Source organism: Aeromonas sp. 3P (genome assembly GCF_051919745.1).
GTDB lineage: Bacteria > Pseudomonadota > Gammaproteobacteria > Enterobacterales > Aeromonadaceae > Aeromonas > Aeromonas veronii.
In genome coordinates this window covers 494040-509522 of record NZ_JBQBED010000001.1, presented here as the reverse complement: position 1 = coordinate 509522, position 15483 = coordinate 494040, and the positions used below count along the sequence as shown (strand labels likewise).

Annotated in this window: 13 protein-coding genes; 6 read left to right on the top strand and 7 right to left on the bottom strand. The window is 59.4% G+C overall.

Going from position 1 to position 15483, the window contains the following annotated elements:
* Positions 1-104 precede the first annotated feature (104 nt).
* The 6 genes from ACTG19_RS02260 to ACTG19_RS02235 all read right to left on the bottom strand — a co-directional run bounded on the left by ACTG19_RS02260 (position 105) and on the right by ACTG19_RS02235 (position 7596).
* Positions 105-749, bottom strand: a complete 645-nt coding sequence (locus ACTG19_RS02260; RefSeq protein ID WP_113739575.1) for an MBL fold metallo-hydrolase — start codon at positions 747-749, stop codon at positions 105-107.
* 22 nt (positions 750-771) lie between these two features.
* Positions 772-1887 (bottom strand): tRNA 2-selenouridine(34) synthase MnmH, encoded by a 1116-nt coding sequence (gene mnmH / locus ACTG19_RS02255; protein ID WP_113739574.1) that lies wholly within the window; start codon positions 1885-1887, stop codon positions 772-774.
* A complete protein-coding gene (gene selD, locus ACTG19_RS02250; protein ID WP_064336017.1) occupies positions 1884-2921 on the bottom strand; it encodes a selenide, water dikinase SelD in 1038 nt (345 codons plus the stop codon). Before selD ends, mnmH begins: the two co-directional genes overlap by 4 nt.
* A gap of 409 nt (positions 2922-3330) precedes the next feature.
* On the bottom strand, positions 3331-4515 hold the full coding sequence (locus tag ACTG19_RS02245) for an acyltransferase family protein (protein WP_113739573.1): 1185 nt from the start codon (positions 4513-4515) through the stop codon (positions 3331-3333).
* Between the two features lie 343 nt (positions 4516-4858).
* Positions 4859-6052: a class I SAM-dependent methyltransferase gene (locus ACTG19_RS02240; RefSeq protein ID WP_113739572.1), complete on the bottom strand. Its 1194-nt coding sequence runs from the start codon at positions 6050-6052 to the stop codon at positions 4859-4861.
* A 113-nt stretch (positions 6053-6165) separates the two neighbouring features.
* Complete coding sequence (locus ACTG19_RS02235; RefSeq protein WP_113739571.1) at positions 6166-7596, bottom strand: methyl-accepting chemotaxis protein; 1431 nt, start codon at positions 7594-7596, stop codon at positions 6166-6168.
* 82 nt (positions 7597-7678) lie between these two features.
* Here ACTG19_RS02235 and ACTG19_RS02230 point away from each other — a divergent pair, with 82 nt between their 5' ends.
* Positions 7679-7951: an acylphosphatase gene (locus ACTG19_RS02230; RefSeq protein ID WP_113739570.1), complete on the top strand. Its 273-nt coding sequence runs from the start codon at positions 7679-7681 to the stop codon at positions 7949-7951.
* 15 nt (positions 7952-7966) lie between these two features.
* Positions 7967-8725: a CHAD domain-containing protein gene (locus tag ACTG19_RS02225; protein ID WP_113739569.1), complete on the top strand. Its 759-nt coding sequence runs from the start codon at positions 7967-7969 to the stop codon at positions 8723-8725.
* Between the two features lie 109 nt (positions 8726-8834).
* Here ACTG19_RS02225 and metG read toward each other — a convergent pair whose 3' ends face one another.
* Positions 8835-10868 (bottom strand): methionine--tRNA ligase, encoded by a 2034-nt coding sequence (gene metG, locus ACTG19_RS02220; RefSeq protein ID WP_026034905.1) that lies wholly within the window; start codon positions 10866-10868, stop codon positions 8835-8837.
* 186 nt (positions 10869-11054) lie between these two features.
* On the opposite strand from metG, the gene apbC reads away from it, so the two are divergent.
* The 4 genes from apbC to ACTG19_RS02200 all read left to right on the top strand — a co-directional run bounded on the left by apbC (position 11055) and on the right by ACTG19_RS02200 (position 15386).
* Positions 11055-12137, top strand: coding sequence for an iron-sulfur cluster carrier protein ApbC (apbC, locus tag ACTG19_RS02215; protein ID WP_005345574.1), 1083 nt, complete (start codon positions 11055-11057; stop codon positions 12135-12137).
* Between the two features lie 110 nt (positions 12138-12247).
* Positions 12248-12892: a uridine kinase gene (udk, locus tag ACTG19_RS02210; protein ID WP_005352133.1), complete on the top strand. Its 645-nt coding sequence runs from the start codon at positions 12248-12250 to the stop codon at positions 12890-12892.
* A gap of 63 nt (positions 12893-12955) precedes the next feature.
* Positions 12956-13537, top strand: coding sequence for a dCTP deaminase (gene dcd / locus ACTG19_RS02205; protein ID WP_005336719.1), 582 nt, complete (start codon positions 12956-12958; stop codon positions 13535-13537).
* A gap of 376 nt (positions 13538-13913) precedes the next feature.
* On the top strand, positions 13914-15386 hold the full coding sequence (locus ACTG19_RS02200) for an inorganic phosphate transporter (protein WP_439988670.1): 1473 nt from the start codon (positions 13914-13916) through the stop codon (positions 15384-15386).
* The last annotated feature ends 97 nt before the right edge of the window (positions 15387-15483 follow it).

Below are 15483 nucleotides of genomic sequence, written 5' to 3'. Positions count from 1 at the left end.
GAAATGGGGAACGCTGGTGGGACGTGGCTGGCCGGATGGCAGGAGTCGAGAATGAAAAAGAGAGCAGAGAAGAAAAGGCAGCGGAACACCGCTGCCTTTTTTGATCACCAGATAGGCTGGGTCAGATAGGGGTTGCTCACCTTCTCGCGACCGAAGGTGGAGCTGGGGCCGTGACCCGGGATAAAGACGATTTCCTCACCCAGCGGCAGCAGGGTCTCGGTGATCGACTTGATCAGCGTACCGTGATCCCCACGGGGGAAGTCGGTGCGGCCGATGCTGCCGGCAAACAGCACGTCGCCAACCCAGGCGAGTTTTTCGGCCTGGTTCAGCAGCACGATATGACCCGGGGTGTGGCCTGGGCAGAAGTAGACATCCAGCTCGCACTGGCCAACCTGCACCTTGTCACCCTGCTCCAGCCAGCGATCCGGCGTGAACGCGGGGGTATGGGCGAAGCCGAACATCTGGCTCTGCTGGGGCAGCATGTCGAGCCAGAAGGCGTCCTCCTTGTGGGGGCCGGTAATGGTGACGCCAGTTTTTTCCCGCAGCTCGGCGGCTGCACCGACGTGATCCAGATGACCGTGGGTCAGCAGGATGTGGGTCAGGGTCAGGCCGCGCTTGGCGATGGCAGCCAGCAGTTTGTCCGCTTCGCCGCCCGGATCGATCAGGGCCGCCTGATGGGTCTCGTCACACCAGATGAGGGAGCAGTTCTGGGCGAACTGGGTGACCGGGATCACCTCGAATTTCAACATAGAGTTCCTCTCTTGGGATGGGTCAGCCGCGCAGCGCGCTGGCATGCTGCTCGGCGAAATAGTCGAGACAGGCCTGCTTGTCACCGCGGAATACGATGCGCTCCTGCTTGTTGCCAAGCTGGTAGAGATACATGGGGTCGTAGTAGCGGGTCAGCAGCAACGTGATCCAGGCCAGATGCTGCGCGGTATCGCCGCTCTTTTCCTGCTCGGTGAGGGCGGTCTGCATCAGGGCGTCCAGCTCGCGGTGGGCCTGATCACCAAGACGGCGCTTGAGGCGGGCCAGCGCATCGGTGAGGTAGGCAGCAAACAGTGGCCAACCGGCTTCCTGGCCATACATGGCTTGATAGCGCAGCCAGAGATCGTGCACGTAATCCTCACGGATCTGCTCGGCCCGATCGATTTGCGGTACATCCACCACCACCAGCGGTGCCTGACTCATGGCCTCATGGAGGGAGAGGGGCAGGCAGCAGCGGCCGATCAGGCGGCTCTCGTCCTCGACCACGAAGGCATGCTCGCCACGATGGCGGCGTTTGAGCAGCTCGATGGCGAGGTTGTTTTCAAAATTGATGTTGCTGGGCTGGCCGCCGGGCAGTTGACCAAACGACGAGCCCCTGTGATGGGCATGCCCCTCCAGATCCACCGCCTGGGTCACCTGATCGAGCATGTGGGTCTTGCCGGAGCCGGTCATGCCGGTCAGCACGCTCCAGTGACACTCGGCAGAAGCCTTGTCCTGGGTGTCGATCAGGAAACGGCGCAGCTCCTTGTAGCCACCGGCGACGCGGGGGCGAGTCACCCCCGCTTCAGCCAGCCACTGTTGTACGGTTTGCGAGCGAAGGCCGCCGCGAAAGCAGTAGAGCACGGCATCGGGCTGCTGGCGCAACTGCGCCAGCCAGCCTTCGAGTCGCTCGGCACGTACTGCTCCCCCCACCAGCTTGTGTCCAAGCTCAATGGCGGCGGCCTGACCCTGCTTCTTGAAGCAGGTCCCCACTTGGGCGCGCTCATCGTCTGTCATCAAGGGCAGATTGGTCGAGCAGGGGAAAGCCCCCTCCTTGAACTCGATGGGGGCGCGCACATCAATCAACGGCACATCGTCCAAAAAGAGTTGGGCGTAGTCCGTGGCCAGTGGCAATTCACTCATTGGACAATCTCGATAAAGCGGGAGCCCTCAAGGGGCTTGATCTGGCCGATGGGCGAGAGCGCAAGGCCAGCTTCACGCGCGATGGCGAGCAGCTCGGCTTCGCTCTCTTTACCCACTGCGACCAGCAGGCCGCCGCTGGTTTGCGGGTCGCACATGATGTTGCGGGTGCGATCGTCCATGGCATCGAGCTTGTGTCCGTAGGAGTCGTGGTTGCGCAGGGTGCCACCCGGTACGCAGCCCTCGGTGAGGTAGTAATCCACCTCATCCAGCAGCGGCAGCGCCTTGAAGTCGAGGCGGGCGCTGACATTGGATCCTTCACACATCTCCAGCAGATGGCCCGCCAGACCAAAACCGGTCACGTCGGTCATGGCGTGGACACCCGGCAGCTCGGCAAAACGCTGGCCAATCTTGTTGAGGGTGCACATGGCGTTGGGGGCCAGTTGCTCGTGTTCGGGTTTGAGCTTGCCCTTCTTCTGGGCGGTGGTGAGGATGCCGATACCGAGGGGCTTGGTCAGGTAGAGGGTGTCACCCACCTTGGCGGTGTCGTTCTGCTTGATGGCGTCAAGGGGCACGATACCGGTGACCGCGAGGCCGAAGATGGGCTCGGGGGCATCGATACTGTGGCCACCGGCCAGCGAAATCCCCGCTTCGTGGCACACCTGGCGGCCGCCGTCGATCACCTGCTGGGCCACTTCCGGCGCCAGAGTATTGATGGGCCAGCCGAGAATGGCGATGGCAACGATAGGCTTGCCGCCCATGGCGTAGATATCGCTGATGGCATTGGTAGCGGCGATGCGGCCAAAGGTGAAGGGGTCATCGACGATGGGCATGAAGAAGTCGGTGGTGGAGACAATGCCCTGACCGTTGCCGATATCGACCACGGCCGCGTCATCCTTGCTGCTGTTGCCAACGATCAGGGTCGGGTCGTTGAAGCCCGGGATCTGGCTCTTGAGAATGGTGTCGAGCACCTTGGGAGAGATTTTGCAGCCACAGCCAGCGCCGTGGCTGTATTGGGTCAGACGAATGGAAGACATACTTACCCCTTGTTTGTGCACCGTGTGCAGAGGCTCTGCGGGAGCCATCTTGGTCAATGCGCGGCCATCTACCGTCATGTAAAGAGCCGCAAAAATTGGTGGCCTTGGCTGCTTCTGGAAGCAGTGATGTCAGGCAGTCACGCAGGGCTGCCGGGTAGGACGGGGAAGAAGAGGCGGCAGATGCGCCAACACAGCCCCGCCAAGGGCCACAGGACAGGGCATTATGCCACAAATGCCCCCTCCGGTTCGAACAGGAATTCACACAAAGCGAAGGGGATTGGCGGGTGGAAGGTAAGGGAGGAGGGCGCTGGCATGAGCCGCTCAGTTATCGGCAGGGGGAGAGCACTCGCGGATTTGCCCCGCAGAGGTTGGCTTGACCTCTGCGGGGCTATCAGTTGGCGAAAACGGGTTAGCCGGCTTGCTCCAGCACCGGCTGGCGAGCCTTGCCCCAGCGGCGCAGGCGCCGTTGCAGTGGCCGCTCCAGCAGGTTGTAGCTCAGCGCCGACAGCCCGATCAGCACCGCCAGCATCAGCAAAGTTGCTACCACCCCCAGCAGCGGGTTGGTCTGGCCATACCACCATTCGGTGATCCCCGGCGCCAGATAGTGGATAAGCTCGCAGCCGGTGAGCAGCACCAGCGCGTGGAGCAGATAGATGGAGTAGGAGAGATCCCCCAGCCAGTTGGTGAAGCGGTTATCCAGGAAGCGCAGCAGCGGGCTTTGGCGATTGCCTTGGCAGGCGGCAATCCAGATCAGCAGCACGTAGGAGGCGATCAGCAGCAGTGTCAGTGGTGGCGTCATGGTGCACTGCATCAGCGCGAAGGGCAGCACAAAGGCGACCAGCAGCGGCAGATCTCGCTTCATCATGGGCAAGCCTTGCGCGGCCTTGACCCTCGGCAGCAGCCAGAGGCCGAGCACAAATTCACTCACCCCGCGCCCCACCGCCAGCGCGCCGCTGGTGACATCCAGGGTGCCGCGACTGTGCACGATAAAGGCCAGCACCGTCAGCGCCAGCAGGGGGGCGAGATGGCTCCAGCGACTGCGGGTGACCGCCAGCGGAATCAGCAGCGGGAACAGCAGGTAGCTGATCCACTCCACGCTGAGGGACCAGGCGGCGAAGTTCCAGGTCAGCCCGTGATCGGTCACCACCTGCAGCAGCAGGAAGGCGCTCGGCAACGCCTCGGCCGGGGTGAAGGGGGAGCCGAAAGGCGGCATCCCTTCCCACTCCCACATCTTGAACAAGGGGCCGGCGTAGAAGCCCACCCCGTGCTGCGCCTTGTAAAGCTCCCAGCCGACCAGCAGCAGCAGGGTCACCAGATAGAGGGGGTAGACGCGGGTCAGCCGTAGCCAGAGAAAACGGCCATAGCTCATGGTGCGGGGCGTATGGGTGAAGGCCTCGCCATAGACATGGGCCAGCACCACGCCGCTCAAAATAAAAAACAGGTCGACCCAGAGGTAGCCATTCTCGATGAGTTGGGTGTGGCCTGCGATCGACTCCATCCACTGGGGAAAGAGCAGCAAGCGGGCATGGAACAGCACCACCATCAGGGCAGCGATGCCCCGCAGCGGCGTTAACAGCGGCAATGATTGATTCATAACGGGATCCCTTGTGATGTTCAGCTTGGCCTGACATCTATTTAGTTGTTGTGCCGTCCATCAATCCTGATGGGACGGTTGCCCCGGCTTGGCTGCCGCAGGCGGGATCACACTACGGAAAAGAGAGTCATACGGGTGTGATTTAAATCATAAATGTGCAGCTTTTGTGCAAAAAAATTTAAACAGAGAAGCCGTGGAGAGCAGGTAGGGAAAGAGGAAGAGAGGAAACACCCATAAAGCAGAGAGGGGGAATCGGGGCGAGCGTCAGGCTCAGGCACCATACGATGCAAAGCAATCAGGCCCGCAAGGGGCCTGATTGATCACAAGGGGAGGGGGGGGCCGATCAGCGGGCGCGCACCACCAGACCCTTGAGGTAGAAGCCTTCCGGATAGGCGGTACCGATGGGGTGATCGGAGGCCTGGGAGAGCAGCTCCAGGATCTGGGCATCGCGGCCGGCATCGAGCGCCGCATCGGCAACGATCTTCTGGAACAGGCTCTGCTCCATCAGGCCGGAGCAGGAGTAGGTCAAGAGCACGCCACCCGGCGCCAGCAGCTGGAACGCCAGCATATTGATGTCCTTGTAGCCACGGCAGGCACCCAGCAGCTGGGCCTTGCTTTCGGCAAACTTGGGCGGGTCCAGCACGATGACATCGAACTTCTCGCCCTTCTCGCGATATTCCCGCAGCAGCTTGAACACGTCGTGACGGACAAATTGGGTATTGCTGGTATCCAGCCCGTTCAGCTCGGCATTCTGGCGGGCAATATCCAGCGCATTCTGGGAGAGATCGACGTTGACCACTTCTTTGGCGCCGCCCTTGAGGGCATAAACGCCAAAACCGCCGGTGTAGCAGAAGCAGTTGAGCACCCGCTTGCCTTCGGTGTACTTGGCGGCAGCCTGACGGTTGTCACGCTGATCCAGATAGAAACCGGTTTTGTGGCCGTTGCGAATGTCTACCAGGATCTTGACGCCGCCATTCTCCTCGATGACCACCGGCTCGTTCGGGGTCTCGCCATAGATAATGCCGGTGCGCTCTTTCAGCCCTTCCTTCTTGCGCACTGCCACATCGGAGCGTTCATAGATGCTGCACTCGGGGTAGAGGGTACGCAGTGCTTGCGTTATCAGCTCACGCTGAAACTCGGCGCCGGCAGAGAGGATCTGGCACACCAGAAAATCGGCATAACGGTCGATGGTCAGACCCGGCAGGCCGTCGGATTCGGCGGCGCAGAGGCGATAGCCGGTGAGGCCCTGACGCTTGATCAGCGGATCGCGAGACTCCTGCGCATATTTGAGACGACGGATAAAGAAGTCGAGATCGACGGTCTCATCCTTGTCGAAGGTCCAGACCCGGGCACGGATCTGGGAGCTGCCTGACCAGGCGCCACGGGCGAGCCACTTGCCATCGTTGGCATAGATCTCGACGGTATCGCCGTCAATGGGGTTGCCCTGAACCCGCTCTATCCCCTTGGAGAAGATCCAGGGATGGCGACGCAGCAGGGATTTTTCGCGGCCTTTGACGAGATAGATGGAAGCGCTCATGGATGTTTGCCGATGGTAGAAAGAAAAGGGGCCACATTCTATGTGGCCCGCAGGTAAAACTCAAACAACCCTGTGTAATGGATGGGGTTGCCCTGATCTGACACCTCATATGGTCAGAGCTTAATCCCCTTGAGTGCCTGGGTCAGTTCGCTGGCGGTGGCTTTAAGTCCCTGCGTACCGGCTACCGAGGCGCTGGCAGACTCTTCCACCTGTGCCGCTTCATGGCGTACCTGATCCAGATTGTGGGTGATCTCGGCGGCGACCGAGCTTTGCTCTTCGCTCGAGGTAGCGATCTGGGTGCTCATCTCCAGCACCGCATCGCTGTGGTTGCTCAGTTTTTCGATATCGAGCCCCACTTCGCTGATGAGCTGCTGGCTGCTGGCGGCGCGCCCTACAGTCTTTTCCATGATCTCGTTCAGCGCGCCGGTACCGGTCTGCAGCTCTTCGATCATCTGCTGGATCTCCACCGTCGCCTGCTGGGTACGGCTGGCGAGGGTACGTACTTCATCCGCTACCACCGCAAAGCCGCGACCCTGCTCACCGGCACGGGCCGCTTCGATAGCGGCGTTGAGAGCCAGCAGGTTGGTCTGCTGGGAGATGGCGTTGATGACGTTGACCACCTCGTTGATCCGGTTGGCATTGTGGGTGAGCCGCTCGACCGCGCCGGAGGCGTTGCCAATCTCGTCGGCCAGGGTGCGGATCGCTTCGATGGTGCGGGCTACCCGGTTGGCGCCATTTGCCGCCTCTTCGCTCGATTGGCGGGTCTGCTGCAGGGTATCGTTGGCATTGCGCGCTACTTCGCGGATTGCCGCCGACATCTGTTCCATGGCGGTGGCCAGTGAATCCATGTGCTGGCGCTGGGAACGCGCCATGGTCTCGCCTTCGCGGGCATGGTCACGAAACTCGTCTGCGGCCAGGGTCAGCGCTTCGGCAGACTCTTCGACCAGCTTGACGATCTGATGCTGGCGGTCGGTAAAGCGGTCGATGCTGCCCGCCAGGGTGGAGAACTCGTCCCGCACCGGGAAGAAGTTGAGACGGAAGGTGAGATCCCCGTCCGCCACGGTTTGCAGCGCCTTGTTGGTGGAGTAGAGCGCACCGGAGACAAAGGTCATCATGTAGTGGATCACCAGTGCCATCAGGGCGGCCAGCGCGCCGATGAGGAGCAGGGTCGAGCCCTGACCCTCCCACATGGAGAGGTTGCCGGTATCGAGATCACCGGTGACGTAGCCTGCCTGACCCGCTGGCGCGGTAAAGAGGTAGTGATCTCCTTGCTGCTGCAACCCGCTGCTGCCTTGCCGGGTCAGACGCAGATCAGCAGGCAACACCAAAGTGGGCTGCTGGCTGACCAGCTGCGCCGTGGTCTCGACCCGTTGCTGCAACTGCGCTACCCGCAGGGAGATCTCCTGCTGATGGCTGGCCGCCAGCATATACCAGCTGAGAAAGGCGATGATGAAGAGAGGTAACCAGAACGCGATATGGAATTTTTCACTGATGGTGAGGTGAATGAGATAGCGGTCAACCCACCGGAATTTAACTTCTTTCATAATGGAGCTGCATCCTGCAGAGATAGAGTGTCGGGCACATTATCGTCTCGGGAAATTTTTTCTTAAGCGGAAGGTGTGAGAAATGGGAGAGCAATCGTTTGTCATTCGGGTGTGGGGGCAGGTGCAGGGGGTGGGATTTCGCTATTTCACCCGTGAGCGGGCGCTGCAACTGGGTTTGCGGGGCCATGCCTACAACCTGGAGGATGGATCGGTGGAGATCCTCATCAGCGGTCCCGCACAGGGGGTGCAGATGATGCTGGGCTGGCTGGAACATGGCCCGCGCACCGCCCGGGTGACCCGGATGGAGTATGAAGAGGCGCTGCCGCCAAGCGGCCAGGGCTTTCATACCAACTGATCTGCCGGGAACATCATGACTGCCGATACGCGTGATCCCTTGCTGGCGCAGGCCCGGGTGCTGGTTGCCAGCTACCGCCATGCTGCTCGCGCGGTGCGCCGTGAAGCGAGCGAAACCCATGTCCATGGTTATCGCATCGCTGCGCGCCGCATGCAGGCGCTGCTCGCATTGTGGCGACCCGCCCTTTGCCATCCAAAACTGGAACGACGGCTGCAGCGGGCCATTGGCCGACTCTCGGCCCTGCGCGATGCACAGGTTTACGCCGCGCGCTTTGGCGCGTCATCCACAATCGTCTTGCCCAGGGTGACGGTTCCCCTTTTTTCGGGCCTGCTTGCCCGCTGGCTGGATGCATTGGAGCAAACTCCCGATACCTCAGGGCTGGCTCGTCACTACCGGCGCCACCTTGCCCGTCGCCTCGATGGAGCATTGAGCCGACTTGATGAGCACCCGGCTGGCAACATCTCCCATCGCCAACAGCTGCGCCGCTGGCATCATTTGCGCCTTGAGATAAAACAGGCGCGCTACGGCGCCGAGTTGCTGCTGGAGCTGGGGGCGGGGGAGGCGCAGTGGGTTAGCGCCTTTAGCCATTGGCAGGAGCGGCTCGGGCAGTTGCAGGATTGGCAGCAGTGGCGGCGCGCTCTGAAAGGAAATAAACGGCAGCGCAGGGTAAGGTGCAAACTCAAGCGCAAGATAGCGGCGCGATTGCGCCGCCTCGATTGTCAGCAGGCTGAACTGGTGGGGCTCAGGGTGGCGATGCTGGATAGCCCACTCTAATCATCCTGCTGAATGCTCAATAGGAGTAATCAGCAGAGTCGCAGAGACGAAAAGAGTGCAGAGACAAAAAAAGAGGCCCGCAGGCCTCTTTTTTATCGGGTCGATGCGCTTACTTGACGCGCATACCCGGCTGGGCGCCTTCCTGCGGCTCCAGGATCCAGAGATCCTTGCCGCCCGGGCCTGCAGCCAGCACCATGCCTTCGGACATGCCGAAACGCATCTTGCGCGGCGCCAGGTTGGCCACCATCACGGTCAGCTTGCCTTCCAGATCTTCCGGGTTGTAAGCGGACTTGATACCGGCAAACACCTGACGGGTTTCACCGCCGATATCCAGTTGCAGCTTTAGCAGTTTCTCGGCTTCCGGTACCGCTTCGGCCTTCTTGATCAGCGCGACGCGCAGGTCAATCTTGGCAAAGTCGTCATAGGTGATGGTTTCGCTGATGGGGTCATCAGCCAGCGGGCCGGTCACTTTCGGTGCCTGCTCCTTGGCCAGGTCTTCCTTTGATGCCTCGATCATGGCTTCAATCTTCGCCGGCTCGATGCGGGAGAAGAGGGCCTTGAACGGTGCAACGGTGTGATCGACCAGCGGCATCTCGATGCCATCCCAGCTGAGGGTTTCGGCCAGGAAGGCTTCGGCACGTTCGGCCAGCAGCGGCATGACGGGCTTGAGGTAGGCCATCAGCACGCGGAACAGGTTGATGCCAACAGAGCAGACCGCCTGCAGCTCGGCGTCAGCCCCTTCCTGCTTGGCGATAACCCAGGGAGCCTTGTCGTCCACGTAGCGGTTGGCCTTGTCGGCCAGCGCCATGATCTCGCGGATGGCGCGGCTGAACTCGCGGCTCTCATACGCTTCGGCAATGGCGGTACGGGCATTGGCGAATTCGGCGTAGAGCTCGGGCTCGGCGCAGGTTGCTGCCAGCTTGCCGCCAAAGCGCTTGGCAATAAAGCCGGCGTTGCGGGAGGCGAGGTTGACCAGCTTGTTGACCACGTCGGCGTTGACGCGCTGCACGAAATCTTCGAGGTTCAGGTCCAGATCATCGATGCGGCTGTTGAGCTTGGCGGCGTAGTAGTAACGCAGGCACTCCGGATCCAGGTGGTTCAGGTAGGTGGATGCCTTGATAAAGGTGCCCTTGGATTTGGACATCTTGGCGCCGTTGACGGTCACATAGCCGTGCACGTTGACCTTGGTCGGCTTGCGGAAGTTGGCACCTTCCAGCATGGACGGCCAGAACAAGCAGTGGAAGTAGGCGATATCCTTGCCGATGAAGTGGTAGAGCTCGGCGTCGGAGTCCGCTTTCCAGTAGCTGTCAAAGTCGATGTCGCCACGCTTGTTGCACAGGTTCTTGAAGGAAGCCATGTAACCGATGGGGGCATCCAGCCAGACGTAGAAGTACTTGCCCGGGGCGCCGGGAATTTCGAACCCGAAGTAGGGGGCATCACGGGTGATGTCCCACTGCTGCAAGCCGCTCTCGAACCACTCCTGCATCTTGTTGGCCATCTCTTCCTGAATGGCGCCGGAGCCGCGTACCCACTCAGAGAGCCATTTTTCAAACTGCGGCAGGTCGAAGAAGAAGTGCTCGGAGTCCTTCATTACCGGAGTTGCACCGGAGACGGCGGATTTCGGATCGATCAGCTCCGTCGGGCTGTAGGTGGCGCCGCAGCTGTCGCAGTTGTCGCCATACTGCTCCGGAGATTTGCACTTGGGGCAGGTACCCTTGACGAAACGGTCCGGCAGGAACATGGATTTTTCCGGATCGAACAGTTGGGAGATGGTGCGGCTCTTGATAAAGCCACCATTTTTCAGGCGGCCATAGATCAGCTCCGCCAGCTCGCGGTTCTCGTCGCTGTGGGTAGAGTGATAGTTGTCAAAGCTGATGTTGAACCCGGCGAAATCAGCCTGGTGCTCCTTGGAGACAGCGGCAATCATCTCTTCCGGGGTGATCCCCATCTGCTGTGCCTTGAGCATGATCGGGGTGCCGTGGGCATCATCGGCACAGATGAAGTGCACCTGATGACCGCGCATTCGCTGATAACGAACCCAGATATCGGCCTGGATGTGTTCCAGCATGTGGCCAAGATGGATGGAGCCATTGGCATAGGGGAGGGCGCAGGTTACCAGCATTTTACGGGGATCAGTTGCCATATTACGTTCTTGATGTGCTTGTTGGGATGATAGAGTGCCGTGCATGTTACCCGAATTGGGGGTAGCCTGCCTAGGGTTGTGGCTATGCCAACCTTGGCAGCACCTGCTGTTACGATGGCAGGCAAGCCACTGATTTGTGTGCGGTAACCGTTCACCTCAAGATAATGACAAGATAATGAGGAGTTAATGGTGATTGATTCAGTAAAACAGATCCTCGCCGAATTTAAGCCAGCAGGCTGGCACAAGGATCTGGTGGATGCCGGATTCGTTCGCGAGATCATCAATCAGGGTCAGGGGCTCACTATCCGGCTGGTATTGCCGTTTGCCGGTCTTTCGCTGCTCGATCAGCTCAAAGAGAACTATGATGCCAGGCTGCGTAGCGCCACCGGTGCCGCCCGTATCGACTGGGCACTGGAGATTGACGTCGCCAGCATGCCGCGGGCGCAGGGCCTCAATGCCGTGCAGGGCATTCGCAACATCATCGTGGTTGCCTCCGGCAAGGGGGGGGTGGGCAAATCCACCACCGCGGTCAATCTGGCGCTGGCGCTGCAGAAAGAGGGGGCGCGGGTCGCCATTCTCGATGCCGATATCTATGGCCCTTCCATTCCCACCATGATGGGCACCCTCAAAGAGCGCCCGGTCAGCCATGACGGCAAGCTGATGGAGCCGGTGATGGCCTGCGGCCTCAAGAGCAACAGTATCGGCTATCTGGTCTCCGAGCAGGATGCCACCATCTGGCGTGGCCCGATGGCGAGCAAGGCGCTGGCGCAGATCCTTCATGAGACCCGCTGGGGCGAGGTGGATTATCTGGTGGTCGACATGCCGCCGGGCACTGGCGATATCCAGCTCACCATGGCCCAGCAGGTGCCGACTTCGGCGGCGGTGATTGTCACCACCCCGCAAGATGTGGCGCTGGCCGATGCCCGCAAGGGGATCGCCATGTTCAACAAGGTCAATGTGCCGGTGCTCGGTATTATCGAGAACATGAGCTACCACGTCTGCAGCGCCTGTGGTCATCATGAGCCGCTGTTTGGTACCGGTGGCGGCCAGAAGATGGCAGAGCAGTATCAAGTGGCGCTGCTTGGCCAGTTGCCGCTGCACATCGACATCCGCCAACACATGGATGATGGCTGCCCGACGGTGTTCGGCGCACCGGAAGGGAGCTTGGCTCAGGCCTATTTGAAGCTGGCGCGCAGGGTAGGGGCTGAACTCTTTTTCAGCGCAAAACCGATTGCGACCCCCCTCTATGCCATGGCGCTGGATGAATAATCGGCGGTCGGTCACTTGAAAGGGAATTGAGGGTGGGCATGACCCACCCTTTTTTATATAATGGATCGGTTTAAACCATCCCCACTGCTCTTCTCTTTTAGGTATTTGTCATGTCTGATACTCAACATTCGTGTGTGATCATCGGTATTGCGGGCGCATCTGCGTCTGGCAAAAGTCTTATAGCCCAGACCATTTATGAAGAGCTGGTGGCCGAACTGGGCGCAGGTCAGATTGGTGTGATCACCGAAGATTGCTACTACCGTGATCAGACCCACCTGACCATGGAAGAGCGGGTCAAGACCAACTATGACCACCCTAACGCGCTGGATCACGACTTGCTGGTACAGCACCTGAGCCAGCTGGTTAAAGGTGACGCGGTTGCCATTCCCCAGTACTCCTACACCGAACACACCCGGATGAACGAAGTGACCCCGTTTGCGCCGCGCCGGGTGATCATTCTGGAAGGGATCCTGCTGCTGACCGACAGCCGTCTGCGGGACCTGATGGATGCCTCCATCTTTATGGATACCCCGCTCGACATCTGCCTGCTGCGCCGTCTGGTGCGTGACGTGCAGGAGCGTGGCCGTACCATGGACTCCGTGCTCAAGCAGTACCAGAAGACGGTACGTCCGATGTTCCTGCAGTTTATCGAGCCGTCCAAACAGTATGCCGATGTGATCGTGCCCCGTGGTGGCAAGAACCGCATCGCCATCGACATGCTCAAGGCGCGTATTCGCCACATGTTGATTGGTTAAGATGAAACAAGCCGGGTGATGCCCGGCTTTTTTAAAAGCACAATTTGTCAGGAGAGTCGCCCAATGCGTCTGTGTGATACCGATATTGAACGCCATCTGGATGAAGGCAAGATCGTCATTGAGCCACGGCCCGGGGTAGAGCGGATCAGTGGTGTCAGTGTCGATGTGCTGCTGGGTAACGAGTTTCGGGTGTTTCGCGATCATACCGCGCCCTATATCGACCTGAGCGGCCCGAGCAGCGAGATGGCCGATGCCATCGATCGGGTGATGAGTGACGAGATCCACATCCCCGATGGCGAAGCTTTCTATCTGCACCCGGGTCAGCTGGCGCTGGCAGTGACCTACGAATCCGTCACCCTGCCTGCCGATATCGTCGGTTGGCTGGATGGCCGCTCTTCATTGGCGCGCCTGGGTCTGATGGTGCACGTGACGGCGCACCGGATCGATCCGGGTTGGTCCGGTCGTATCGTGCTGGAGTTCTACAATGGTGGCAAACTGCCGCTGGCGCTGCGCCCGAAGATGAAGATTGGCGCCTTGAACTTCGAGATGCTCTCCGGTGTTGCGGCCCGCCCCTACAACAAGCGGGAAAATGCCAAGTACAAAAGCCAGCAGGGCGCCGTTGCCAGCCGCATCAATCAGGACTGATGACAGACGGCACTGCAACGATTCAAGGGAGCACAAGGTGCTCCCTTTTTGCATCTGGAATCAAATGGATATGGGGTTAATGGTAATGGTCGGATGAGATGGGAGGGGCGGGTTGTTTTATCACCACTTTTTCCCGTTTTTCTGTCATAAATGCGTCATAAAAATGAAATTATTGGTTTAATTGTCAGCTAATTTTGCCATTTCCTGCAATCATTGATGGCTTTAATTAATCGATGGCAAGCCGCATGAGGACTGGCTCTAGGATATTTTTTTCCAAAAAGCTCTTTTTTTTTATGGCTGAAATATTTCAATGGTGGCTATGGTGTTGGCCGCCATCTGGCATAATCCGCCGCAACTCATAAACAGGCTTTTTTTTATGTTTGAAATGTTTAGTGGTTTGGGTTTGTGGTGGTCGATCGGTTTAGTATTGGCCGTTTTTTTTGTGCTTGCCTATGAATTCATCAACGGCTTTCACGATACCGCCAACGCGGTAGCAACGGTTATCTATACCAAGGCGATGCCCGCTCACCTGGCGGTCGTTGCATCGGGGATCTTCAACTTTTTTGGCGTCATGTTCGGCGGTCTGGGTGTGGCCTATGCCATTGTCCATCTGCTGCCCATCGACCTGCTGCTTGGGATGGACTCCACCCAAGGGTTGATCATGGTCTTCTCCTTGCTGTTTTCCGCCATCGTGTGGAACCTGGGCACCTGGTTCTTCGGGATCCCGGCCTCCAGTTCACATACCTTGATCGGTTCCATTCTGGGGGTAGGCGGCGCCTATGCCTGGATCACCCATAAACCGGTGACAGAAGGGATCAACGTGGGCAAAGCGATCGACATCATGCTGTCCCTCATCATCTCTCCCACCATAGGTTTCATCATCGCGGCACTGCTGCTGCTGGCAATGAAACGCATCTGGACCAGCAACAAGATCCACAAAACACCGGAAGAGCGTCAGCTGGTGGATGGCAAGAAGCACCCGCCGTTTTGGGCGCGTCTTACCCTGGTGGCCTCGGCCATGGGCGTCAGCTTCGTGCACGGCTCCAACGATGGCCAGAAGGGTATCGGTCTTGTGATGCTGGTGCTGATCTGCATGGCGCCCGCCTATTTCGCGCTGGACATGAACAGCCGCTCCTATGATCTGGATCGGACCCAGGATGCCAACCAGCGCATCATGGAGATCTACCAGCGAAACCAGTCAGCCCTCTCAGGTGTCATCAACTTCTCTGCACCGGTAACGGCTCAGGAAGAGCTGATGACCCACTGTTCCGCCGATGGCGTGCTGCAGGCGATGGCCACCCTGGATGCCCGTCTGGGGGCCGTGCGTACTTATGATCAGATGAGCCTGACCGACCGCCGTGAAGTGCGTCGTCTGCTGCTCTGTATCGATGACACCGCCCGCAAGGCAGCCAAGCTGCCACTGCCAGCCAAGGAGCTGACCGATCTGGCCAAATGGCGCAAGGATCTGACCGCGACCGCTGAATACGCACCGACCTGGGTGATTGTCTCCATCGCGCTGGCGCTGGGTTGTGGCACCATGGTGGGCTGGCGTCGTATCGTTCATACCGTGGGCGAGAAGATCGGCACCACAGGCATGACCTACAGCCAGGGCATTGCGGCCCAGATCACGGCTGCAACCTCCATCGGTGTCGCCAGTCTGACCGGTATGCCGGTGTCCACCACCCATATTCTCTCTTCTGCGGTGGCGGGTACCATGATTGCCAACAAATCCGGCCTGCAGAGCCAGACCATCAAGACCATCCTGATGGCCTGGGTATTGACTCTGCCGCTGACCATGCTGCTCTCCGGCGGCCTGTTCATCGTTAGCCACCATCTGTTTGGTGGATAATATCGCTATTTTTCTAAGGGCCTGTGGGCCCTTTTTTCATATCTGTGATTGGCTTTGATATGCCAACAAACAAAGTGTTGTATTGAAATTATCAATA